General features: G+C 70.2%; 19 protein-coding genes and 2 pseudogenes. 9 read left to right on the top strand and 12 right to left on the bottom strand.

Translation table 11 applies throughout. The features are described 5' to 3' along the window. The first annotated feature begins 63 nt into the window (after positions 1-63). Positions 64-1,494 carry an Nramp family divalent metal transporter gene (locus OHA11_RS44980; RefSeq protein WP_266508104.1) on the top strand — a complete coding sequence of 477 codons (1,431 nt, stop codon included), beginning with the start codon at positions 64-66 and terminating at the stop codon, positions 1,492-1,494. 137 nt (positions 1,495-1,631) lie between these two features. Here OHA11_RS44980 and OHA11_RS44975 read toward each other — a convergent pair whose 3' ends face one another. Both OHA11_RS44975 and OHA11_RS44970 read right to left on the bottom strand, forming a co-directional pair. Next, complete coding sequence (locus tag OHA11_RS44975; protein WP_266508102.1) at positions 1,632-2,957, bottom strand: amidohydrolase family protein; 1,326 nt, start codon at positions 2,955-2,957, stop codon at positions 1,632-1,634. Between the two features lie 60 nt (positions 2,958-3,017). Then, positions 3,018-4,205 carry a PLP-dependent aspartate aminotransferase family protein gene (locus tag OHA11_RS44970; RefSeq protein ID WP_266508101.1) on the bottom strand — a complete coding sequence of 396 codons (1,188 nt, stop codon included), beginning with the start codon at positions 4,203-4,205 and terminating at the stop codon, positions 3,018-3,020. A gap of 180 nt (positions 4,206-4,385) precedes the next feature. Here OHA11_RS44970 and OHA11_RS44965 point away from each other — a divergent pair, with 180 nt between their 5' ends. Next, positions 4,386-4,829 (top strand): Lrp/AsnC family transcriptional regulator, encoded by a 444-nt coding sequence (locus OHA11_RS44965; RefSeq protein ID WP_266508100.1) that lies wholly within the window; start codon positions 4,386-4,388, stop codon positions 4,827-4,829. Between the two features lie 3 nt (positions 4,830-4,832). Here the strand turns inward: OHA11_RS44965 and OHA11_RS44960 are convergent, their stop codons facing one another. Together OHA11_RS44960 and OHA11_RS44955 are read right to left on the bottom strand one after the other, a co-directional pair. Beyond that, positions 4,833-5,675, bottom strand: a complete 843-nt coding sequence (locus OHA11_RS44960) for a PhzF family phenazine biosynthesis protein (RefSeq protein ID WP_266508099.1) — start codon at positions 5,673-5,675, stop codon at positions 4,833-4,835. 152 nt (positions 5,676-5,827) lie between these two features. Beyond that, positions 5,828-7,279, bottom strand: coding sequence for a carboxylesterase/lipase family protein (locus tag OHA11_RS44955; protein WP_266508097.1), 1,452 nt, complete (start codon positions 7,277-7,279; stop codon positions 5,828-5,830). An 88-nt stretch (positions 7,280-7,367) separates the two neighbouring features. On the opposite strand from OHA11_RS44955, the gene OHA11_RS44950 reads away from it, so the two are divergent. Further along, positions 7,368-8,369 (top strand): AsnC family transcriptional regulator, encoded by a 1,002-nt coding sequence (locus OHA11_RS44950; RefSeq protein WP_266508095.1) that lies wholly within the window; start codon positions 7,368-7,370, stop codon positions 8,367-8,369. Positions 8,370-8,475: 106 nt separating this feature from the next. Here the strand turns inward: OHA11_RS44950 and OHA11_RS44945 are convergent, their stop codons facing one another. Then, entirely contained in the window at positions 8,476-8,649 is a 174-nt protein-coding gene (locus OHA11_RS44945; protein ID WP_266508093.1) for a CsbD family protein, read from the bottom strand. A gap of 257 nt (positions 8,650-8,906) precedes the next feature. On the opposite strand from OHA11_RS44945, the gene OHA11_RS44940 reads away from it, so the two are divergent. Then, a complete protein-coding gene (locus tag OHA11_RS44940; RefSeq protein WP_266508631.1) occupies positions 8,907-9,203 on the top strand; it encodes an ANTAR domain-containing protein in 297 nt (98 codons plus the stop codon). Positions 9,204-9,361: 158 nt separating this feature from the next. Here OHA11_RS44940 and OHA11_RS44935 read toward each other — a convergent pair. Continuing rightward, a pseudogene (locus tag OHA11_RS44935) lies at positions 9,362-10,147 on the bottom strand (RNA polymerase sigma factor SigF); the annotation flags it as partial. A 306-nt stretch (positions 10,148-10,453) separates the two neighbouring features. On the opposite strand from OHA11_RS44935, the gene OHA11_RS44930 reads away from it, so the two are divergent. After that, complete coding sequence (locus tag OHA11_RS44930) at positions 10,454-10,822, top strand: VOC family protein (protein ID WP_266508091.1); 369 nt, start codon at positions 10,454-10,456, stop codon at positions 10,820-10,822. 52 nt (positions 10,823-10,874) lie between these two features. Here OHA11_RS44930 and OHA11_RS44925 read toward each other — a convergent pair whose 3' ends face one another. Together OHA11_RS44925 and OHA11_RS44920 are read right to left on the bottom strand one after the other, a co-directional pair. Beyond that, positions 10,875-11,687, bottom strand: coding sequence for a class II aldolase/adducin family protein (locus tag OHA11_RS44925; RefSeq protein ID WP_266508090.1), 813 nt, complete (start codon positions 11,685-11,687; stop codon positions 10,875-10,877). A 94-nt stretch (positions 11,688-11,781) separates the two neighbouring features. Beyond that, positions 11,782-13,278 carry a sodium:solute symporter gene (locus OHA11_RS44920; RefSeq protein ID WP_266508088.1) on the bottom strand — a complete coding sequence of 499 codons (1,497 nt, stop codon included), beginning with the start codon at positions 13,276-13,278 and terminating at the stop codon, positions 11,782-11,784. Between the two features lie 246 nt (positions 13,279-13,524). Here OHA11_RS44920 and OHA11_RS44915 point away from each other — a divergent pair, with 246 nt between their 5' ends. After that, a complete protein-coding gene (locus OHA11_RS44915) occupies positions 13,525-15,099 on the top strand; it encodes a PucR family transcriptional regulator (RefSeq protein WP_266508086.1) in 1,575 nt (524 codons plus the stop codon). Positions 15,100-15,133: 34 nt separating this feature from the next. Then, entirely contained in the window at positions 15,134-15,760 is a 627-nt protein-coding gene (locus tag OHA11_RS44910; protein ID WP_266508085.1) for an alpha-ketoglutarate-dependent dioxygenase AlkB, read from the top strand. Positions 15,761-15,885: 125 nt separating this feature from the next. Here the strand turns inward: OHA11_RS44910 and OHA11_RS44905 are convergent, their stop codons facing one another. Both OHA11_RS44905 and OHA11_RS44900 read right to left on the bottom strand, forming a co-directional pair. After that, positions 15,886-16,287: a DUF6114 domain-containing protein gene (locus OHA11_RS44905; RefSeq protein WP_266508084.1), complete on the bottom strand. Its 402-nt coding sequence runs from the start codon at positions 16,285-16,287 to the stop codon at positions 15,886-15,888. Beyond that, a complete protein-coding gene (locus tag OHA11_RS44900; RefSeq protein ID WP_266508082.1) occupies positions 16,287-16,997 on the bottom strand; it encodes a DUF6230 family protein in 711 nt (236 codons plus the stop codon). Before OHA11_RS44900 ends, OHA11_RS44905 begins: the two co-directional genes overlap by 1 nt. Positions 16,998-17,685: 688 nt before the next feature. On the opposite strand from OHA11_RS44900, the gene OHA11_RS44895 reads away from it, so the two are divergent. Next, on the top strand, positions 17,686-18,351 hold the full coding sequence (locus OHA11_RS44895) for a Tat pathway signal sequence domain protein (RefSeq protein WP_266508081.1): 666 nt from the start codon (positions 17,686-17,688) through the stop codon (positions 18,349-18,351). A 75-nt stretch (positions 18,352-18,426) separates the two neighbouring features. Here OHA11_RS44895 and chvE read toward each other — a convergent pair whose 3' ends face one another. Next, on the bottom strand, positions 18,427-19,518 hold the full coding sequence (gene chvE, locus OHA11_RS44890) for a multiple monosaccharide ABC transporter substrate-binding protein (RefSeq protein WP_353962982.1): 1,092 nt from the start codon (positions 19,516-19,518) through the stop codon (positions 18,427-18,429). A gap of 785 nt (positions 19,519-20,303) precedes the next feature. Between chvE and OHA11_RS44885 the strand changes: the two are divergent. After that, positions 20,304-20,444, top strand: a pseudogene (locus tag OHA11_RS44885) (tyrosinase family protein); the annotation flags it as partial. Between the two features lie 36 nt (positions 20,445-20,480). Here OHA11_RS44885 and OHA11_RS44880 read toward each other — a convergent pair. After that, complete coding sequence (locus OHA11_RS44880; RefSeq protein ID WP_266508078.1) at positions 20,481-23,699, bottom strand: amidohydrolase family protein; 3,219 nt, start codon at positions 23,697-23,699, stop codon at positions 20,481-20,483. Between the last annotated feature and the right edge of the window lie 37 nt (positions 23,700-23,736).

Here is a 23,736-nt window from a genome sequence, read left to right as displayed (position 1 = left end):
CCGCTGAGCCCTTCCCCGTCCCCTAGTCCAGGCAACGGTGCCGGACACCTCGAAGGATCCGCCATGCCAGAAACCACCTCTCCCCGGACGGCATCCGCCGCCGTCCCGACAGAGTCCGACCCGTACGCCCTGCGCGCCGAGGACGTCCGCGAGGCGCCGACCACCGTCACCGGGCGGCTGCGCCATCTCGGCCCCGGTTTCGTCCTGTCGGCCGCCGTGGTGGGCTCGGGCGAGCTCATCGTGACCACCTCGCTCGGCGCGCGCGCCGGGTTCGTGCTGCTGTGGCTGGTCGTCATCAGCACCGGGGTGAAGGTGTGGGTGCAGATGGAACTGGCCCGCTGGACGATCCTCAACGGCCGTACCGCACTGGAGGGTTACCGCGACGTCGGCCCGCGGATCGGCCCCGTGAGCTGGATCAACTGGCTCTGGATCGGGATGGACTTCGCCAAGATGTTCCAGCGGGGCGGCATCATCGGCGGTACCGCGGCCGCCTGTTCGGTGATGTGGCCGATCACCGGCGACGCACTGAGCCACAGCTCGCTCGTGGTGTGGACGGTGCTCGTCACCGCGCTCGCCGTCGTGCTACTGCGGACCGGCAAGTACAGCGTCGTGGAGCAGCTGTGCTTCGCCTCCGTGGTCGTGTTCACCGTGGCCACGGTGGCACTCGCGCTCGGGCTTCCGCTGACCGACTTCGGTTACGGGACCGGCGAGTTGGGCGAGGGCTTCAGCTTCCTCATCCCCGCGGGCACGGCCGGGATAGCACTGGCCATGTTCGGGATCACCGGTGTCGGCGCGGACGAGATGACGACGTACACCTACTGGTGCATCGAGAAGGGCTACGCCCGCTGGACGGGTCCGGACGACGGGAGCGAGGAGCGTGCGCGGCGGGCCGAGGGGTGGCTGAAGGTGATGCGTCTGGACGTCGCCGCCGGCTGGCTGGTCTGCACGCTGTGCACCCTCTCGTTCTATGTCATCGGGGCGGCCGTGCTGCATCCGCAGAACCTGGTGCCCGAGGGCAACTCGATGATCACCACGCTGTCACGTATCTACACCGACACGATGGGTCCCTGGGCCGAGTACCTCTTCCTCATCGGCGCGTTCACGGTGCTCTTCTCGACGCTCGTCGGGTCGACGGCCAGCGTGCCGCGGCTGTGGACCAACACGCTCGGACTGCTCGGGGTGATCGACTGGCACGACGTCCGCGTACGGCGGCGCACGATCCAGATCCTGACCTACTGCCTGCCGCCGGTGTGGGCGTCGTTCTTCCTGTACGTGCAGTCGCCGGTGTTGATGGTGCAGATCGGTGGCATCGGCGGCGGTGTCTTCCTGCTCGCCGTGGTGATCGCGGTCTGGCGGCTGCGGTCCACGGGCGTCGAGAAGCGCTTCCGGGGCAGCCCGTGGCTGACCGTGGCGCTCGCCGTCAGCAGCGCGGCGATCGTGTTCCTCGGTGTCTATGGCGTCCTGGACGTCTTCGGTATCAGCCTCACGGGATGATCCTGATACGGCCGGGTTCGGAGAGCTCGTGGTGGCCTCGCAGTACTGCGGGGCCACCACGAGCGGCTGGTGTCCGCCGCGGGCGTCGGACCTCTCCAGCCACCTTTCGGACTTCGGACGTGCACAGCCAAGTGCTCCTACGCCGCCGATGCCGGCCGTGGGCGCCATGTGCCGTCGAGCGGGATGCCGGCGGCCGCCGCGATCCGGTCGCGTGATGCGAGCAGTCGGGTCCTCAGCGCCGGCAGGTCCACGCCCACCAGCACGCCGTCGCGCTTGACGACACGGCCGGCGACCAGAACGGTGTCCACCAGGCCGGGATGGCCGGCGCTGACAACGGTGGCGGCCGGGTCGGTGACCGGGAACACGGTCAGGTCGTCGGCGCGCAGCAGGATGATGTCGGCGTCCTTGCCGGGCGTGATGCTGCCCGTCCGGGCATCGAGCCCGCACGACCGGGCGGCATCGACGGTGGCGAACTCCAGCAGGTCCCGGGAGCGCAGGCCGCCGTCCAGGCCGCGCTGCACGGCGAAGGCCGTACGGATCGTGGAGAACATGTCGCCGCCGACCGACGGGACGTCGTCGATGGACAGCGTCGGACGCAGGCCGGCGGCCAGTACCCGGCCGGTCATCGGCCATCCGAAGCCCATCTTCAGCTCCACGTCCGGGCTGATCGACACCGAGCTGCCCGCGTCGGCGAGCATCCGCAGCTCTTCGTCGCTGAGCCCGTTGGCGTGCACGAACGTGGTGGTGTCCCGCAGCAGACCGTGCTCGTGCAGGTCGGCGACCGGGTGCCGCGTACCGTCGCCGCCGCTCGCCCCGTCACCGTCGACGTGCAGGCTGGTGCGCAGGCCGAGTTCGGCCGCCAGCTTCAGCTCCCGGGCGACGGTGTCCATGCTGGTGTCGTCGGCGCCGCGCAGCCCCAGCGCCATGGTGACCAGGCCGTCCCCGGCCAGGTCGGAGCGGACGCGGCGGATGTCGGCGTCGACGGAGTCGGAGGTGCCCCATCCGGCGCCGAGGCAGAAGATCGACCGTCCCGGCGCGTCCCGCAGCGCGGCGACGGCGGCGTCCTCGTGCGCGTGGCTCTGCGCGACGTGGTACCAGTCCAGCATCGTGGTCACGCCGGAGTGCAGGGCTTCCAGGCGGCCGAGCAGGGTGCCTACGTAGACGTCCTCGGTCTGGTAATGGGGCTTGACCGTGCCGTGCATGGCCACCGCCCACTCGGGAAACGTCCAGTCCGCGCCGACGCCTCGGAACGCGGTCTGCCAGGAGTGGCGGTGGTTGTCCACGAAGCCGGGCATGACGATCCGGTCGGTCGCGTCGATCACCTCGGCGTCCGGCGCGTCGACGCGCTCGGCCACCTCGACGATCACGCCGTCCTCGATCAGCACGTCACCGCGCTCGAAATCGCCGACGGCCGGGTCCATGCTGACCACGATGCCGCCGGTGAGCAGGGTCTTCTTCGTCATCGAATGCACTCCTTCAGAGTCGCCCGCAGTCGCGCACAGGCGCTTTCGGATGGTTGAAGATCACGTCCGCGCATCGGTTTCGGCGAGCACCGCATCTGCCGCTTCAAGCGCGTCCGCGACCAGGTCGGCCGTGTCCTCCGTGCCCGCGGCCAGCCGGACCAGGCCCAGCGGAACCGACTCGGCGATCTGTTCCTCGCTGAGCATTCCGCGCCACATGGAGGCCGGATGCACGGCCAGCGACTCCACGCCGCCGAGACTGGCCGACCTGCGGGGGTAGCGCAGTCGCCCGAGGAACGCGTCGGCCATCTCGAAGCCACCCGCGAACTCGATGCCGAGCACCCCGCCGAAACCGCTCATCTGCCAAGCCGCCAGCTTGTGCTGCGGGTGGGTCGCCAGGCCGGGATAGTGCACCTTCGCCACTGCCGGATGCTCGTTCAGCGCCTCCGCGAGCGCCTGGCCGTTGGTGTTGTGCCGCGGCACCCGCAGCGGCAGGGTGCGTATGCCGCGCAGCAGCAGCCACGCGTCGATCGGGCCGAGCGTGGCACCGGTGAGCAGGCCGACGTCCCAGATCCGGTCCAGGATCTCGGCCCGCCCGGCCACCACTCCGGCCGAGACATCGGAATGGCCGTTGAGGTACTTGGTCGCGCTGTGCCAGACCAGATCGATGCCGAAGTCCGCCGGTCGCTGGTTCAGCGGAGTGGCGAAGGTGTTGTCCGCCATGGTCAGCACGTCGTGCGCGCGGGCCAGGTCCGCGACGGCGCGCAGGTCGGTGATCTGGAGCAGCGGGTTGCTCGGGGATTCCACCAGGATCAGGCGGGTCTGCGGCGTCAGCGCCTTCGCGAACGCGGCCGGGTCGGTCTGGTCCACCAGAGTGGTCGACACACCGAGTCGCGGCAGCAGGTTCAGCAGCACCGACGCCGTACCCCCGTACGTGGACTTCTGCCCGATGACGTGGTCACCGGCGGACACCAGCGCCAGCACGGCCGTGGTGAGCGCGGCCATCCCGGACGCGGTGACCATGGCCGCCTCGGTGCCCTCCAGTTCGGCGACGACGGCCGCGACCTGCGCGTGGTTCGGGTTGCCGAAGCGGGTGTAGAAGTCCTTGCCCCGCGGGGCAACGGCGCCCTGCGCGAATGTCTCCCCGTCCTCGGCCGAGAACGCCGCCGTCTGGTAGATGGGCGGTGCCACGGCCCGGCTGGGATGGACTTCGCGATCGGCGTGAACGGTGATCGTGCTCTTGCCCGGCATGGCTGCCCTTCCGTGGACCGTCGTGTCACTCCATGACTCGATGGATGACTCGATGACTCCATGAAGCGTGGCCGACCGTCGCCCTGATGTGACCGGATCTCGGCAACTTTGGCAGCAAATTGCGCTCAGGGCAGGCGCAGGATTGTGGTAGGCGGGCTCTGAGAGCAATAATCTGCCACCATGGATGAGGTGGACCGGTCGATTCTGGCCGTGCTCGAACAGCACGGTCGTATCAGCAACAACGAGCTCGCCGCCCGGGTCGGTCTTTCGCCGTCACCCTGCCTGCGGCGCGTGCGTCAGCTGGAGGAGGCCGGGGTCATCCGCGGCTACCGGGCGCTGATCGATCCCGCCGCGGTCGGCCGCAGTCTGCGGGTGTTCGCGGGTGTGCGGCTGATGCGGCACACCCGCGCGGACGTGGTCGCGTTCGAGCGTGAGGTCACCCGACTGTCCGAGGTGGCCGCCTGCCACCACATCACCGGCAACTTCGACTATCTGCTCCAGGTCGAGGTGGCCGACCTGCCCGCGTACGAGGACTTCCACGCCAACCAGCTGGCCAGCCTGCCCGGCGTGGCCACGGTGACCAGCTACGTCACCATGAAGACGCTCACGGCCGACACCCCATGACGGTCAGACAGTGATGGTCCCGCGGATGCAGACCGTGGCGGCGCCGCTGACCCAGACGGTGCCGTCCGTATCGGCGCTGACCTCGATGCTCGCGGCCCGTCCCAGTCTCGCGCCCTGCGAGACCCGGTAGGAGGAGGGTGCGCCGCCGGTGGAGGTGAGCCACTGACCGACGCCGGCGTTCATGCTGCCGCACGCGGGGTCCTCGGGCACTCCGACACCGGGTGCGAAGGTACGCATCTCGAAGTGGTGCGGGGACCCCTGGGGGTAGGCCCCGATCGCGCCGACCATCGCATCCGGGAAGAGGGAGAAGTCGGGTTCGAGGGCGAGGACCTCCTCGGCCGTGGGCAGGTGGATCACGGCCCAGCCGGGACCGTTGTCGACCCACTGGTGGGCCACGACTCGGTCCCGCTCGATGCCGAACGCGGCCACGATCCGGTGCAGATACTCGTCGTCGAGCGCGCCCTCACGCACGCGAGGCGGGGCGGCAAAGGACAGCGCGTCCTCGCCACGGCGTACGGTGACCAGGCCTGCGGCGCACTCCTGCACCACGCGGTCGGCGTGCCGCGGTACACCGCCGCCGTCCAGCCACGCGTGCGCGGAGCCGAGGGTGGGGTGCCCGGCGAACGGCAGCTCACCCTGGGGAGTGAAGATCCGCAACCGGTAGTCCGCCTCCGGGACCGTGGGCGGCAGCACGAAGGTGGTCTCGGACAGGTTCGTCCACTGCGCCAGGCGCTGCATCTCCTCATCGCTCAGATCCGTCCCGTCCAGGACGACCGCGACCGGGTTACCGGAATAGGGGCTCGTGAAGAACACGTCGACCTGCACGAACGAGCGTGTACGCGGCATGGTCATGAAGGGCCTTTCAAGCTGCTGCAAGCGGATTCCGCGCGTCCCACCCGTCGGCGGAAGCAGGCCCATCCCAACGGGCTCCCGCACGGTGAGGACAGGGCCAGTCACAACAAAGTGGATTGATGTGCCTCGGCCGGAGTACCGGATTTTCAGCCGAAGTGGCGGATACGGGCGGCCGTCGCGGGCGCGTAGGGCAGCCAGTCGTTCACCGATCCGGTCGTCACGAACTCGGCGACGGCGGTGGCGAAGGTGTGGCCCAGGGCCCGTACGGCGTCGGTGGGCCTGCCCAGCATCGGGCTGTCGGGGTAGGCGCCGAAGGTGTTGAAGAGGAAGGGAAGGTCGGCGCAGTGAGTGGCGCCCAGGCCGTGCTCGTCCTCGGCAGGCCGGTAGTCGAACTGGTAGACGTAGGTGGCGTTGCCGCCGGCCGCGTGGTGGTCGGCGATCCGCAGCGAGTCGTTGCGGAACAGCTCATCGGTCTGCACCGCGGTGAGAACCTGCGTCGCTGTGGGCGACTCGAGTCGGGCGGCGTACCGCTCGTAGACCTCGTGGGCCTGTTCGCCGAGTTGGCCGGTCAGGAGGTCCAGCGCGCCGACGGGGGTGAGGTTGTGGATGCGCGGGTCGAAGGCGGTGAAGGCCGTCGCCTCGTCTCGGGTGGTACCGATCAGCAGCGGCTTGCCCTCCAGCGCGCCGTCCGCGACTGCCCGGTGCAGGTCGCGGGGAACACCGGGGCCGCCGAGTACCGGATACATGGGCGGGGCGGCGTTGCCCGGACGCGCGAGTTGCCCCGCGAGCCGGCCGTAGGCGGACAGCAACTGCTCAACGGGCAGCGCGCGCAGCGCCTTTGCGGTATCCGCTCCGTCCGGCACATCGAGCAGCCGCAGATAGGCTTCGGCGTTCTCGGCGGCGTTCCGCGGGTCCTGCGGCAGCAGTCCGAAGGGGCCGCTCTGCAGCAGCACCCGGGTCACGAGTCCGGACGTCTGCGGATCGAGTGCCAGCGACAGGGCCGAGTACGCTCCGGCCGACTGCCCGCCCACCGTCACATTGCGCGGATCGCCGCCGAAGGAGGCGATGTTTTCGCGCACCCAGCGCAGCACGGCGGCCTGGTCCTGGGGCCCGAGGTTGGCGGCACCGCTCTCCGGCAGGTACAGGTAACCCAGCGGGCCCAGCCGGTAGTTCGCGGTGACCACCACGATGTCGCCCAGTGCGGCCAGCCTGCCGCCGTCGTACCAGTCCCATCCGCCGGAGCCGCTGCTGAAGCCGCCCCCGTGCCACCACACCAGGACCGGGCAGGACTCACTGTCCTCGAACGCCCGCAGCGGAGTGTGGACGTTGACGGTCAGGCTGCCGTCCTCGTTCCAGTCCGGCACGCGGGACCCCATCACCGGTTCCAGCCGGGAGGCGGCCTGCGGGACGGCCGGTCCGGCATGCACCGCCTCCCGTACCGCTGACCATCCCGCGTGCGGCTGGGGCGGCGCGAAACGCAGCTCACCGACCGGCGACGCGGCATACGGGATTCCCCTGAAGGAGATCGCCTCGCCCTGCGTCGTGCCCCTGACCTTGCCGCGGTCCGTCTCCGCGATCCGGTCTGCGATACCCGTCATCGTCCTCACCTCTTCTTGTCCCGGTTGCTCCGAGGTATTTCTATCCGGGAGCATCGATCTGGGCCAGAAGGATGGGCTGGAGGCGCGAATGACGGACAAGCTATCCAGAAATACGGCGAAAGCAAGCCATCTCTTGAATGAAACAGACCGTCGGATCGCGGCCGCGATGCTGGCTTCCCCGCGGGCTTCTTGGCGCACGGTAGGACGTGTACTGGGCATCTCGGAGCGCACCGTGGTGCGTCGCGCGGCACCGCTGTTCCACGACAGGACGCTGCGCGCCACCGCCGTACGCAATCCCGTGTGGTTCCCCGATCTGATTCCGCTGGCCCTGCGCATCCGATGCCGTCCCCACCAGATCAGCGCCATCGCCGCCACTCTGGCCCGTCGCGCCGACACGATCTGGGTGGACGTCCTCGGCGGCGGCGACGAAATCTGCACCATCCTGTTCCTGGACGGGCCGGACGCGCGCAACTCGCTGCTGCTGCGCGATCTTCCCGCCACGCCCGCGGTCCGGTCGTGGACCTCTCACGTCCTCCTGCGGGTCTTCCCGGCGGCCTTCGACTGGAGCGGCGGCCTGCTGACGGAAGCCGAGCTGACCAGCCTGCGGCCGGACACATCCGCCCCGGCCGTCCGCTCGGCTCTCCTGCCCGTCGACCACGCGCTGATCACCGCTCTGGCCGAGGACGGACGAGCCTCCTACGCCGACCTCGCCCGCCGCGCCGGCACCACGCCCGTCACCGCTCGTCGACGACTGGAGACGCTGGTCGGCGACCAGGTCGTCAGACTCGCGACCGAAGTCGACCTCGCGCGGCTGGGCATCCGCAGCGAGGCGCTGCTGTGGATCACCGTCGCGCCCGGCGGTCTGGAGGAGACGGGCCGGCAACTCAGCCGCCACCCACAGGTCCGCTTCGCCTCCGCCACCACCGGCTCGGCGAACCTCCTCGTGGCCGTCGCCGCCGCCGACCTCAACGCGCTCTACCACTTCCTGAGCGACGACATCGGCGCCCTCCCCCACATCTCCACCATGGAGGTCACCCCCATCCTGAGCGGAGTCAAAAGGACCGGCCTGGTCCGCCCCGGCACCCTCTGAGCGGGCTGAACATGGGCGTGGGACACGGGACGCCCCCGCCGGGCTCAGGGCCAAAAGCCCAGTGCGACCGTCCGGGGGCGTACACGCGTGTGGGCCGGAGCCCGGACTACCGGCCGGATTTCTTGACGCGCTCGGCGGTCTTCGCGGCGAGTTCCTGGGCCCTGCCCGTCATCTGTTCGCCCCGGCCCTCGTTCTCCATGGGCACATCGCCCATGGCCTTGCCGGTGGTCTCCTTCATCTTGCCCTTCATCTGCTTGGCCTTGCCCTTTGACTTACCCATGGTTTTCCGTCCTTCGATGGGGGTTGGACTGGCGTTTCCACCCTGCGCCCGACACCCACCCTTCGCAATCCGTGAGCAATCCACCACCCTGTGCAGCCATGCGGATGCGCGTCACGGTCACGCTGGCATTCACCCGGTCGAGTGGCGACGATGGACGAATGAGCCCAGATGCCGGTGCGGAAGCCGACGAGCCGGGTGCCGGCCCGCCGGACCGGGCCGCGCCCCACGAGGACGTACTCCACGAGGACACGCCCCGGATCGTCGAACTGCAGGAGGAGATCGGCCAGTTGAAGGAGGCCGTGACCTCTCACGCCGTCGTGGACCAGGCGATCGGCATGATGGTGGCGCTCGGCCGGGTGACACCCGGCCAGGGGTGGGCGGTGCTGCGGGAAGTGTCCCAGCACACCAACATCAAACTGCGGAATGTCGCGGAGATGATCCTCGTCTGGGGACATAAGGGCGATCTCCCGCCGGATATCCGGACCGCTTTGGAAGACGCTCTCGACCGATTTGGACCCACCTCACTGCCGGATGATTCTCCGCCGTCGTGTTGAGGGTGTTTTGTTCAGCCCGGACTGGTTAGTTCGAACAGTGGCAGTCCACTGGCAAACCGCTCCCGGGAGGGTTCGGCAGTGAGCTCGCCACTCAGCCGCCCGGCCCGGGACGACCCGTGACGGGCGGTTGAGTCACGGCCTTCGTCGTCGACCTCGCCCTCCGCGAGGGCTTCATCGCGCACCCTGGCGCAGCAGCCGCTGAGCAGCCGGGAGACATGCATCTGCGAGATACCCAGTTGCTGCGCGATGCACGTCTGGGTCATGCCCCGGAAGAAGCGCAGGTAGAGGATGGTTCGCTCGCGTTCGGGCAGCGCCGCGAGACAGGGCTTCACGGCCTCCCGGTCGACGACGAGGTCGAACCCGGAATCGGACTCCCCGAGGGCGTCCCCGAGCGCGTATCCGTCGTCGCTGCCCGGGAGTTCGGCGTCCAGGGAGAGGGCGGTGAAGCTGTCGAGGGCCTCGAATCCGGCCCGTACGTCGTCCTCGCTCATCCGCGCGTACGCGGCGATCTCGGCGACGGTGGGGCTGTGGCCCGGCGCCGTCTGGGACAGCTCCTTCACCGCGGCGCGGACCCGGTTGCGCAGGTCCTGGACGCGCCGCGGCACGTGGAGGACCCACATGTGGTCGCGGAAGTGGCGTTTGATCTCGCCGGTGATGGTCGGGATGGCATAGCTCTCGAAGGCGTTGCGGCGCTCGGGGTCGTAGCGGTCGACGGCCTTGACGAGGCCGAGGGCCGCGACCTGGCCGAGATCCTCGACGGACTCGCCGCGCCCCCGGTACCGCAGGGCTATGCGGTTCGCCATGGGCAGCCAGGCCCGGACCAGTTCGTCACGCAGGGCTTGACGCTCGGGGCCGTCGGGCAGGGCGGCGAGGCGTTCGAAGGCCGCGGCCGAGTCGGGGGTGTCGTCGTGCGGACGCTGCTTCGTTCCGACGGTGGTTCGCATGGTGCGTCGCACCTCCCTCAGAGGGGGCTGACGGGACAGTCACCATGGGAGTGCGCGCGCGCGAACCGATCAGGACACACCCGCGATCTGGCGAACCAGCTCCCACGGACGTGCCTCCTGTCCGAAGCACTATTGAATTCATTTCCCTCACTCGGACATCTCCAAACGATTCCCCGAATACCGACACGCCATCATGACTCCAGAAATTCAGCCGGTCGCACATCGTGACGAACCATGGGAATGCGAATTCACACCGGGATGGCGCAGAGGCCCTTTCCGACGGGGGCCGTCTGCTTCAATCGGCACATGCTGAGGATCGGATCCGTTGTACTGGGTGTGTCGGATGTGCGGCGTGCGACCACGTTCTGGACGGAGGCTCTCGGGTACGTCCCACGCGACAAGGTGGAGGACGACTGGGTGGTGCTGGTGCCCGCGCGAGGCACCGGTCCCCAACTGGCGCTCAACCTGAGTGAGACTCCGGTGCAGGAGCACCCGCGGGTCCATCTCGACCTCTACGCCGGGGACGCGGCGGATCAGGCCGCCGAGGTCGAGCGGTTGCTGTCCCTCGGTGCCCGGACCGTCGACTGGGACCTGTATCCGGAGGATCCCGACTTCGTCGTGCTGGCCGATCCCGACGGGAACCGTTTCTGCGTCATCGACACCAGCCACGGGTGACATCCGCGGCCGGTCCGTGCGGGCCGGGGTCCCAGAGGTGGTCGCGGTCGGGTCAGTCCTTGTAGTCGGGGGCGATGCGCTCGACCAGGCGGAGCAGTGCCGACCATGCGAGGTCGTACGCCTTGTCGTCCTGGAGGTCCGAGCTTTCGTCCTCGCCCGCGAGTTGACGCGCGGTGAGTTCACAGACGTCGGGGCCGGGGATGACGAGCCCGGCGCCCGCGGCGGTGGCCGCGGTCTGGATCTCGCAGGCCTTGTCCAGGTAGTACATGCGCAGGAACGCCTGGGCGGGGGTCTCGCCGACCGTGAGCAGGCCGTGATTGCGCAGGATCATCGCGGGGTGATCGCCGAGGTCGGCGACCAGGCGCTGCTGTTCGGCGAGGTTGAGGGCGACGCCCTCGTAGTCGTGGTAGCCGAGCCTGCCGTAGAACTCCATGGAGATCTGGTTGAGCGGGAGCAGGCCGTGTTCCTGGGCCGCGACGGCGCAGCCGGCCCTGGTGTGCGTGTGCAGGACGCAGCGGGCGTCGGACCGGGCGGCGTGGATCGCGCCATGGATGACGAAGCCGGCGGGGTTGACCGGGTGGGGGGATTCCTCGACGGCGTGGCCGGTCGGGTCGATCTTGACGAGGTTCGACGCGGTGATCTCCTCGAAGAGCAGGCCGTAGGGGTTGATCAGGAAGTGGTGCTCCGGGCCGGGAAGGCGGACGGAGATGTGCGTGAAGATCAGGTCGGTCATCCTGAAGTGCGCCACGAGACGGTAGACCGCGGCCAGTTCGCGACGCAGACGCAGTTCCTCGTCGGATGCGTCGGCGGCGTCGGAGGCGATCGGGCCGACGGTGCGGTCGGGGCGCAGGGACAGCTCGGTCATCAGTGGCTCTCCTGCCGGCGTGGGGCCGGGAGTCGGGGGATGAGTGCGTGCCCCGGGCCGGTCGCCCGGGGCACGTCGGACACTGCGGGTCTGGTCAGGCCGCGCTGAACTCCGGTGTGGCGGGGGCCGGTTCGCCCGCCAGACGGCGGCGCCACGCCTCGACGACGACTTGCTCGGTCGGCTCGGTCAGCAGGCTGACGGCCAGGTAGGCGACGAGCCCGGCGAGCAGGCCGTAGTAGATCGGCTCGTTGGCGAGGAGGCCGTCGGTCACCATGAAGACGACCACCGTGGTGCCGCCCGCGATCATCGAGGCCATGGCGCCCGGCAGGTTTCCGCGCTTCCAGAGGAGGCCGCCGAGGATGGGCACGAGGAGGCCGCCGACGAGCAGGTTGTAGGCGACGGTGAGGGCTTCGATGACGTCGCCGAGGACACAGGCGATGGCCATGGAGGCCACCCCGAGGACGACGATGGCGAGCCGGTTGGAGCCGATCTCGTCCCCGATCTCGTCGGCGGCCCCGTCACCGTCCCGCGGGTTCTCCGAGCCGGTGGCGGCGGAGCGGGTGCGGTGGCGCAGCCGGGCCCAGATGTCGTTGTTGGCGACGGTGGCGGAGGCGATCAGGGCGCCGCTCGCTGTGGACATCATCGCGGAGAGGGCGGCGGCCAGGACCAGGCCCCTGACACCGGTGGGCAAGGCATGTTGGACGATCGTGGCGAACGCCTGGTCGGCGGCGGCGAGGCTGGGGTAGAGGCTCTTGGTGGCCATGCCGATGACGGCTCCGGCCAGAGCGTAGACCAGGCAGTAGACGCCGGCGACGGTGCCGCCCCAGGCGGCGACCCGGTCGGAGCGGGCGGTGAAGACCCGCTGCCAGATGTCCTGCCCGATGAGCATGCCGAAGGTGTAGATCAGGACGAAGGTGACGATGGTCTGACCGCCGATGGACGTCGGGGAGAGATAGCCGTCCGGCAGTTTGTCGGCCATGGCGCCGAAGCCGCCGGCCCTGACCACGGCGATGGGCAGCAGCAGGACGAGCACACCGAGGCTCTTGACGACGAACTGCACCATGTCGGTGAGGGTGATCGACCACATGCCGCCGAGCGCCGAGTAGCCGACGACGATCGTGCCGCCGATGACCACCGCGACCCAGCTGGGTACGTCGAACAGGACGTCGAAGACGCTGGCGTAGGCGATCGTGGAGGTCACGACCAGCATGAGGGTGTAGACCCACATCACGACGCCGGAGATCACGGCGGCGGTGTCGCCGTAGCGCAGCGAGAGCATCTCGGCGACGGTGTAGACCTTGAGCCGGGCGATGCGGGCGGAGAAGAAGATGCTCAGGGCCAGCAGTCCGAGTCCGATGGCGAAGACCATCGCGGCGCCGGAGATGCCGTAGGTGTAGCCCAGGCGTACGCCGCCGATGGTGGAGGCGCCGCCAAGGACGACGGCTGCCATCGTGCCGGTGTACATGAGCGGGCCCAGGCGTCTTCCGGCGACGAGGAAGTCGCTCTTGGACGCGGCACGTTTCTTGCCCCACCAGCCGACACCGATGATGCCCAGCAGGTATGCGGCCATGACGAAGTAGTCGACGGTCATCTGAGTCCTCCGGGAGCGGGAAGATCGGGAAGATGCGGAGAGGTCGGCGACCGGGTGCGGGGCCGGGCCGGGGATGCCCGGGGAGTGGGGGTGCCCTGGGAGTGGCATGACGATATCCGCGTACGCGCTGGCGTCGAAGTGGCGGTTCTGTCCAATATGGAGTCGCCCATTGGATGATTCCGGCCGGGCACGCGTGATGCCCGCGAGGTTCATGCGTGCTGCCGGCGGACCGGGAGGATGTCCCTCATGACCGAGTCCGAGCAGCCGTCCGTGCCGCTGAGCGTGCTGCTCGCCGATCCCGCTCTCGGGCTGCGCCAGGTCGCGGGGCCTGCCGGGGACCGCCGGGTCAGTACGGTCGGCACCACGGAGATCGAGGACCCGACGCCGTATCTGGTGGGCGGCGAGCTGCTTCTCACCGCGGGAGTGCGTCTCCCGCTCGACGCGGACGGCATCGACACGTACGTGCGCCGGGTCGTCGCCGCCGGAGTCGGCGCGCTGGGGTTCGGTGTCGCCCCGGTGCACGACGAGGTTCCGTCCGAGCTCGTCGCCGCCTGTGACCGCCACGGGCTCCCGCTCCTACGACTGCCGCCGGCCACCCCGTTCGTGGCCGTCGGGCAGGCCGCGTACGCCGCGATCGCCGAGGCCCGCAACCGTGAGCTTCGGGAGATCTCCCGGGCGCAGTCGGCGCTGGCCACGGCCGCCGCCCGGCCGGACGCGCTCCAGGCCGTACTCGACCGGCTCAGCGCGCACACCGGCGCCTGGGCCGTCCTCTACGACTCCGAGGGCAACGAGCTGTTCAGCGCCGGTCCTCGACCCGCCTCCCCCACGCCGGGACGCGTCCGTGACCTCGCCGTACGTACCACCGCCCGGGTCCGCACAGGCCCCGCCGGACGGTCCGCACCGGCCGCCGCGGCCGACCACCAGGGCGGAACCCACCTCACCGTCCACACCCTGCCCGGAGCGGACGGCACCACCATGGCGCTCGCCCTCGGCCAGGCCACCACCGCGGTCCCGACCCTGGTCCACCGCCAGATCACCAGTACGGCAACCGTTCTGCTGGCCCTGCTCACCAGCCCCCGGCACGCCCTGGGCACCGACACCCACAGCGTCGGCGCACTGGTACGGCTCATGCTCGGAGCCGCCCCGGCCGACGTCTCCCCCGCCCTCGCACCCGCGGACACGGCGGCAGCCGAACATTGCTGGATCGTGGTCCACGGCCGGCACACGTCCGCAGGCTCGGCTTCGGCATCGCACCCGGGCGACGACCCGGCGCGACTGGCCACTCTGGGCACTGCCCTGGGCACCCCCTACCTGTACGTCGAGGGCTCCGAACTCAAGGCCCTGGTCCTCAGCGCTCCGGACGCCCGCCCCGAAGTCCCCGCGCAGGCCGCCGACCTCGGCTGGGTTCTCGGTTTCAGCCCACCCGCGCCGGCCTCGGACCTGTCGCACGCCGACCGCCAGGCCGAACGCGCTCTCCAGCGCGCGCTCGCCGCCCAGGTCCCCGTCGTCGTGCACACCAGGGACCCGCTCACCGTCCACGGGCTCGTCCCCCCGGCCGACGCCCGCGACCTGGCCCGCACCCGCTTCGCCCCGCTCGACGGGGCCGCTTCCCCCGGCGCCCCGGTCCTCCTCGAAACCCTGCGTACCTGGCTGACCCTGCACGGCAGCTGGGACCGCACCGCCGCGGCCCTCCACGTCCACCGCAACACCGTGCGCCACCGCTTGGCCCGGGTCGGCGAACTCCTCGACGTCGACCTGCATGACCCCGGCGTACGCATGGAACTCTGGTTCGCCCTGCACTGGCTGCCCGAACCCGAGTAGCACACACATTCGAATACGTGGGTACTCTGGAGGCATGTCCACGCACCTCCAGGGTTCGCTGTTCGACCAGACCGACGACATCCGTCTCGGTCCGCTCGACGGGCTGCGCCGGACCGTGCTGGGCGACGGGGCGTGGATCGATCTGCTGCCGGGCTGGCTGCGCGGGGCGGACGCGCTGTTCGCGCGGCTGGCCGCCGAGGTGCCCTGGCGGGCCGAGCGGCGGCAGATGTACGAGCACATGGTGGACGTACCGCGACTGCTCGCGTTCTACCTCGCCGATGACGCGCTGCCGCATGCCGTGCTGGACGAGGCCCGGGATGCCCTGTCCACGCACTACGCCGACGAGCTGAGGGAACCGTTCACCACCGCCGGGCTCTGCCTCTATCGGGACGGCCGGGACAGCGTGGCCTGGCACGGGGACCGGATCGGCCGCGGGGCGCGTGAGGACACGATGGTCGCCATCCTCTCCGTGGGAGCTCCGCGCGACCTGCTGCTACGGCCCAGGCGGGGCGGCACTCCGGTGCGGCACCCTCTCGGGCACGGCGACCTGATCGTGATGGGCGGCTCCTGCCAGCGCACCTGGGAGCACGCGATTCCCAAGAGCACGCGGGCGGCGGGTGCCCGGATCAGCGTCCAGTTCCGCCCGCACGGCGTGCACTGACCACCGCCCGGGGAGGCGCCGCCCGTTCACGGCGCCCCGGCACACCACGGAAGACGGCCCGGTCCCTACGAACGACGGAGCGGACCTGCGGATGACGGACCGGACCTACGGGTGACGGGCCGGACCTACGGGTGATGGACGGGCTCCTGGCTGCGACGTCGCCACGGACGGGCGCGCCGCGGCCGCGGTTCCTGGTCCGGCAGCCAGCCGAAGGTGAGGCAGCTGCCGACGACACCGAGGAGGAGCCCGATGAAGAAGCCGCCCAGGTTCGAGGTGAGCCAGGTACCGAGGGAGAGCATGGCGCCCAGGATCGAGTAGAAGAGGCGCTGCGCGGGGTTGAAGAGGATCAGCAGTCCGCAGACCAGCATCAGGGCCGGCAGGAGGTAGCCGGCCAGGCCCTGCATGCCGATGTGCATGACGACCTTCAGCGACGCCTTCTGCGTGGCGAGGATCTCCGCACCGCCCAGGGTGAGCAGCAGCCCGCCCCAGAACGGGCGGGCCGCGCGCCAGCGCCGGAAGGCGACCATCAGCAGCCCTTGTCGCTGAAGCTCAGCTTCAGACCGGGAAGCTTGAACACCGCCGCCGTGGTGGCGTAGTTCGTCTGCCGCAGGTTGGCGATGTGGACGGTGTCGGCCTGCTGACTGAAGACGCCCTTCGGGCCCTGCGCATGGGACTTGTCGAGCGTGCTGGCGTCGTTGCCGATCTCGATGTTGTCGAAGGAGGCGTCACCGGACAGCTCGGTGGAGTCGGTGGTGAGGTTGACCGCGGACACCTTCTGGCTTCCCTCGCCGGCCCTGATGAGCAGGTTCGTGCCGCCGAGGTCGACGCTCTGGCAGAGCTTGGTGAGGGTCGCCTTCTTGATCGCGGAGACCACCACGAGGACCTGGCCGCCGGTGTCACCCTCGTTGGGGCTGCCCGGGGCCATCTGGTCGAGACCGCCGAACTGGGCGAAGCCCTCACCGTCGAGGTTCGTCGCGGTGACCGTGAACGGCATACCGGAAATCGCGAACTGCACTCCCAGGGCCCCCTGGGCGGTGAGGATCATCAGGCCGGCCGCGACCGCGGTGGCAGGCACCGCCATCACCGCGGCACGGCGCAGACGGACCCGTCCGCGTCTCTCGGGACTCTCCGGGCTCTCGGCGCTGTCAGGGGTCTCCGGGATGGAACCGCTTTCCGACGCTCCGGAGGGCTCGGGGGTGGATCCGGCGGACGAGGTGGCGTCCGAGGACGAGGCCATTTCTGCTCCCATGGGCATGTATCAGTGCGGGTAGGGCTTCAGTGGCACGTTGTCCTGGCGCGGACAGCGAATACGGCGCACGCCTCCTCACACCTCCCGGCGAGTGCAAGGGCTTTCTCGTTACGCAGCAGTAGCCGCGACGGAAGTTACCCCCGGTAAACAACGAGGGTCAAGCACCTTGTGGAAAAAGGGAGTCGGAGATGTGGCGGAGCCATGGAGAACCCCCTCCCACCACCCGATCCAGCCTCAACTTCCGCACCCCGTGCAGTCGTTGAACGTTCGTCAACTTCCTTGCGGGACCTTGACGTTGAACATCACTCAGGTCTAGAACTCTCCCTGGTTACGCACGGATCCGTGGCGCCGGATCCGTTCCGCGGCGCACGTCGACTCCCGGGCTCCATCCCGTCACACGGTCGGCAGGCCGGTCACGTGGTCGACAGACCCGTCACCCGGCCCGCCCGCCGCACGTGCGGCCCGCATCCATTCCTCCATGGCACCGGCACGGTCGCTTTCCCCCTCCTGGGCCGCGCCCGGTCGCCCTACCGCCGGTCCCGCGCCGGGGGCCGTCCATCGACGCCTCCGGCCAGTCTCCCGGCAGCCACCGCCGGTCCGTCGCGTACGGAGAAGGCGCGACGGACCGGTGGCGGCCCTGCTCCTCCACCCCACTCTCGGAATGAGGCACACCCGCATGCGCACTCGCACTTCCCTCGCACTGGCCGCCGCCGTCACGGCGCTCGCGCTCTCGGCGGCCGGCCCGGCCTCCGCGGCCGACGGCGCGGTCCTGACCACCGGCGGCGCCGGCGGCACGGCCGCCGCGGCCGGCGACATTCTCAGCGCCTCGCTGGCCACCGGCACCAGCGCCACGCTCTACTCCAGCAGCACCGGCACGAGCGGTCTCTCCTGCACGTCGTCGAAGTTCGTCGCCACGGTCATCGACAACCCGACCGCGCCCGGTACGGCCACCGAGTCGGTCACCGAGCACACCTTCGACAGCAGCAGTTGCACCAGCAATGTCCTCGGCGTGCTCGGCGTCACCAGCATCACCGTCGACAACCTGCCCTACACCACGGCGGTGACCTCCGAGGGCGCGGTCACCATCACCCCGGCCGCGGGTTCGACCATCCAGACAACCGTCGTACTGCGCACGCTGCTCGGCAGCATCAACTGCGTCTACCGGGCGCCCAGCCTGTCCGGCACGGCCGGCAACGCCGACCAGAGCATCTCGTTCGCCAACCAGCAGTTCACGAAGTTCTCCGGCTCGTCGCTGTGCTTCAGCAACGGCTACTTCACCGCCAAGTACGCCCCGGTCTCGGACACGACCCAGGCGGGCAGCCCGGCGGTCTTCGTCAACTGACGCCGACCGGCCAACCCTTCGTACGAACGCCTGTGGGGCGGGGAGACCTCTCCCCGCCCCACAGGTGTCAACGGTTCACTTCAGGTCGCTCTTCTTGATGTAGCCCGAGTCGATGAGCACCTGCTCGTAGTTGCCCTTGTCGACGCTCACCGGCTCCAGGAGGTACGCGGGCACGATCTTCTTCCCGTTGTCGTACGTCCTGGTGTCGTTGATGGCCGGCGTCTTGTCGTGGACGACGGAGTTGACCATGTACGAGGTGACCAGCGCCAGCTCGCGGGTGTCCTTGTAGACGGTCTGGGTCTGCTCACCGTCCACGATCGACTTGATCGAGGGCACCTCGGCGTCCTGGCCGGTGACGATGGGCAGCGGCTTGCCCGCGCCTCCGTACCCGTGCTCCTTCAGCGCGTTGAGGATGCCGATGGACATGCCGTCGTACGGCGAGAGGACCGCGTCGATGGTCTGGCCGTTGTACTTCGAGTCGAGAATCTTGTTCATGCGCTTCTCCGCCGTGGGGCCGTCCCAGCGGAGAGTGGTCACCTGATCGAGATCCGTCTGCCCGGACCTGACGATCAGGTCGCCGTTCTGGATGTACGGGTCCAGGACCTCCATGGAGGCCTCGTAGAAGTAGCGCGTGTTGTTGTCGTCCGGGGAACCCGCGAAGAGCTCGATGGTGAACGGGCCCTTGCCACTGCCGTTGACGAGGCCCAGTTCCTCCACGATGAAGTCGGCCTGCTGCGAGCCGACCTTCAGGTTGTCGAAGGACGCGTAGTAGTTGACGGCGTCGGTGCCCAGGAGCATCCGGTCGTAGGCGATCACGGAGATGCCGGCGTCCTTCGCCTTGCTCAGGACGTCGGTGAAGGCGCGCCCGTCGACCGAGGCGATGACCAGCGCGTCGACGCCGTCCTCGATCATGGCCTCCACCTGCGCGACCTGGTTCTTAGGGTCGTTGTCGGCGTACTTCAAGGTGGTGGCGTAGCCGAACCCCTTGAGCTCGGTGACCATGTTCCGACCGTCGTCGATCCACCGCTGCGACGTCTTGGTGGGCATGGCAATGCCGACGGACGCCGAATCGCCACCGCTGCCGGTGTCGGAGCCCCCACCGCATGAGGCGAGAGAGAGGGTCAGGGCGGTGGATATGGCCGCAGCCACGGTGGCGCGGGCGCGCATGATCATTGTTCCTCACTGGGTGACAGGCAGTCGGTGGGACTCGGCGGCCGCGCGTGCGCCGGGCAACCGACGGCCGTCGCCCACGCCCGGCCGTACCGGCAGAAAGCGAGAATGACGTCCGCAGCGCACGGTTCCAGGGCGGAGGCCGTTGTGCGTTCTATCGGTGCCGAGGTCGCGCAGAGGCTGCCTTGACAGGGTTTTCGGGGCGCCACACCGAAGGGTCGCACTACGCGTACGTGCCCGGTGGTGGACGCCGAGACTGACCGGTGCCCGGGCACGTGGAGTCCTCCGGGATCGGCTTGGCTCACCGGGTCACGGTGAGGGTGGAGCGTCAGACCGGACGGTATGTCTCTCGCGCTTGGGCTCCGCTCGACCCGCACACGATCAGGCCGGGGTAACCGGCCCCCACGGGCGCGGAATCGAACGTGGGTGCGCAGGGCAGCGTATCCCGGCATTCGACCACCGGGGCGCTCTTTCATCACATTAATTGCGCCGGCGCACGATCGGTCAGCCCAGGGCTATCGCGACTTGGGGCGGTATGTGGACGATCCGGTTCCTAGTGTCCGCCCCGCCCGGGAAGCTGCTCATTCGCGCGAACAGCGGGATCGACACCTCCAGTCACCCGGCTTCACACCGTCCGACCGCGGCCGGCCGACGGTGGGCTTTCACGTCAGTTTCGGGGCGTGACCGAGACCACAGGATCCGCGGGAGCCCGGAGATCGCCGCCGCAGCCCTCGCCGAGGAGCCATATCCGCGGCGCGGGCCTCCGCTGCCGAGTGGCAGCGCAGCACCCGGACTCCGGCTATCTGCCCCTCGCGGGTACACCGGACGTCGTCGACCGCGGCGAGCCCATGAAGCCGTGGAACGACTCCACGCCCGCCGATCTGCTGGACCACACGGCGCATTACACCTTCGACACGGCCTGACCGGTCGCGGGCGATCCCGCTCGCTCGGACGCCCGCTCAGACGCCCGGGCCGCAGCACCCCTCCCGCTTCATCAGGCGCCCCACGTCCAGCCAGTCGTCCTCGCCCGCCGCGTGCGGCGCCGCGCGCCCGGACACCGCCTCGGACACCGGCTCGTACGCGGCCACGAGGTCGGCGGTCGTGTACGGCACCCCGCCCCGGAGCACGGAGACCGTTCGTACGAGCGTGTCGAAGTCCTCGAACGGGTCGCCGTCCACGACTGTCAGGTCGGCGAGTTTGCCGGGCTCGACCGTGCCGAGGTGGTCGTCGACGCCGAAGAGACGGGCGGGCAGCACGGTCACGGTGCGCAGGGCCGCGGCCGGGGACAGGCCGCCCCGGTGCAGCGCGCGCAGGCCGATGTGGAGGGAGAGGCCGACGGCGACGAGCGGCTGGTCGGTGCCGAGGGCGACGATGCCTCCGGCGGCCAGGATCCGCCGGTATATGTCGGTCTCCGTGCGGAGCGTGGCGAGTTGGGCCGGGGTCGGCGGTACGCCCGCCGCCTGCCGGACCAGTGCGGCGTCCCAGGGCGGCATCACGGCGGTGACGCGGGGGTCCTCGGCGAGCCCGGGGTCCGCGCCGAGGAGCGGCGCGGAGGTGAACGGCGTGGCGATCAGGCCGAAGTCGATGCCACGCGCCGAGTAGATCTCCAGCAGGTCCTGGTAGGCGCGCCCGGATGCGGTGATGGCGTGCCCGGACTCGTAGCGCTGGGTGGCCTGCAGATGGGTCGTCAGGTCCTGGCCCAGTTGTACGCCGGGGGAAAGCAGGTGGCTGCCCGAGCGCACCCCGAGCCGCTCGTGTCCGAACCGGGCCGCCTCCTCCATCACCCAACTCGGCGCCCGCACATAGGTCTTGACGAAGTCCCAGTCCAGCGCGGCGCCCCGTTCCAGCGTGCGCCGGAGCCCGTCCCTGGTGTTGTGGGCGCGTCCCATGCTGTACGCGACGCGGGCGCCGTCGAGCAGTTCGCCGGTGGTCAGCAGCCGGGGCCCGGCGAGCTGACCTGCCGTCACCGCCTCGCGGATCCGGGCCTGTTCGTAGGCGAAGCCGCCGAGGGACACGGCGGTCGTGATGCCGTAGGTGAGCTGGCCGACGGTCTGCCGGCCGCCGTAGGTGACCTGCCAGGGGTGAGTGTGCGTGTCCCACAGCCCGGGCACGACGGTCCGCTCGGAGGCGTCGATCAGGCGGAGTGCCGCGCGTCGGCGGTGCGGTTCGACAGCGGTGACGCGTCCGCCGCGTACGACGATGTCGACGTCGTCCCGTACGGACTCTCCGGTGCCGTCCCACAGTCGCCCGGCGTGCACCACTGTGTCGGCGGGTGCGGGTCTGCGCTGGTCCAGCGGCATGCGGACGGTACGGGCCGGGCCGCCGTCGGCGCCGATCAGCCGCAGCCGGGTGCCGGACAGGTACAGCAGGGTCTTCGAGTCGCCGGACCAGGAAGGATGGTCGGCGGGTTCGATCGTGAGGGTGCGCAGGGCGCCGCGCGGGGTGCCGTCGGGGGCGACGGGCAGCAGGCACAGCGCGGACTCGACGATCACCGCCATCCAGCGTCCGTCGGGCGACCAGACGGGCCCCGAGTCGTACCGGTCGGAGAGCGAGACATGCGGCGCGACCGCGTGCAGCCGGTCCGTGCCGGTCGTGGTGTCGACGACGCGGACGAGGTTGTAGCCCTCCCGGAAGCGGAGGTTGAGGCGGTTGCGGTCGCAGAAGGCGAGGTACCGGCCGTCGGGCGACCAGCTGGGGCGGCCGGGCAGACCGCCCGCGCCAAGGGGCGTCGCCAGCACCTGCTCCGTACCGGCCGCGAGGTCCCGGACGACGAGCCGCCCGGTCAGGTCGAGGCAGGCGAGCCGTTGCCCGTCGGGCGAGAGCACCGGATGCACCCGGCCACCGGTCGCGAGCGCGGTCTCCTCTCCGGTGGCCAGATCTCGCCGGTACACACCGAGCAGCCCGTCGCGGTCGTCCGCGTACAGCAGCGAACTCCCGTCGCGCGCCCACGAGGGGCCCAGCAAGTAACCGGTGGGCGCCGACCTGCGCAGCCGCTGAGGCGCCCGGCCGCCCGAACTGTCCGCCAGCCAGAGCGAGTTGAGCGCCGCGAAAGCGACCTTCCGCCCGTCGGGCGAGAGCGCGGGCAGGTGGATACCCCGTACCGGACGCGCCCGGCCCGCCTCCCCCAGGTCGTACTCCTTGACTTTGTAGCCCGGCCGCTCCAGGGGCAGCACGCCCTCGAAGGGGATCTCGTCCGCCTCCGCGGGCTTCTCCGGCCGTACGACGGTGAAGCGGCCGTCCACGGTCAGCAGCAGCTCCCCCTCGGGCGTCCAGCGGGGCGGCACCGGCGCTATGTCCCCGGCGACCGCGACGGGTGCGCCGTCGACGACGAGCGCGCAGGAGCCGTTGGGTGACGCGGTGATCCGCAGATACGCCAGGCGGCGTCCGTCCGCCGCGAGGGCGGGGGTCATGATCTGGGCGGCCGTGGTCTCGGTGTGCTCCACGACGACCGGGCCCGTGCCCCCGGCGGGGACGGCGGCGACGGTCCTGGCGTCGACACCGAGACCGAAAGCGGTGGCGACACCCTTCGCCCGGACGAAGAGAATCCGCTTCCCGTCCGGCGACCAGGTGGGGTCGAAGTCCTCCCACGCCCCGTCCTGCAACGGGCCGTCCTGGCCCGGCAGACCGGTCACACGGGCGATGTCACCGGTGCGCAGGTCCAGCACGTGAACGCGGTACGGGCTGCCGGTCACCTGGTCGCCGCCGCGCTCGGAGGCGAAGGCGATCCGGGTGCCGTCGGGCGACCAGGCGGGCCCGCGGTCGTCCCAGGGACCGTCGGTGCGCTGCCGTACGTCCGAGCCGTCGGGCCGCATCGTCCAGATGTGGAAGCCGCCACCCCGGTAGGCGCAGAAGGCGATGAGCTTGCCGTCGGAGGCGTACACGGGCCGGTTCGGTTCCAGGTCCGCCGGGGTGAGGGGGACGGCTTCGCCGCCGCTGCGCGGGAGGGACCACAGCACGTTCTGGATCTCGGCGATCAGCCGGTCCCCGCCGGGCGCGAGGGTCGCCGAACCGTTCGTGGCCGCCGTGAAGGACAGCGAGAGCTCGCTGCGCGGTCGCGCGGCGGCGGGCGCGACGCCCATGGCGGTGACGGCACCGGCGGCGCCCGCGGCCGCGAGCAGTTGACGACGGGAGAGGGAGAGGGCGGGAGTGCGGGCGGCGTTGCTGTGGTCACGGTCCATGACTCAGCACGCTCGCGCATCTCCCACCCCGTCAGCA

It is taken from the genome of Streptomyces sp. NBC_00878 (assembly GCF_026341515.1).
Classification (GTDB): domain Bacteria; phylum Actinomycetota; class Actinomycetes; order Streptomycetales; family Streptomycetaceae; genus Streptomyces.
Note: the sequence above shows the minus strand (reverse complement) of the source record. Positions and strands in the feature narration are given on the sequence as shown.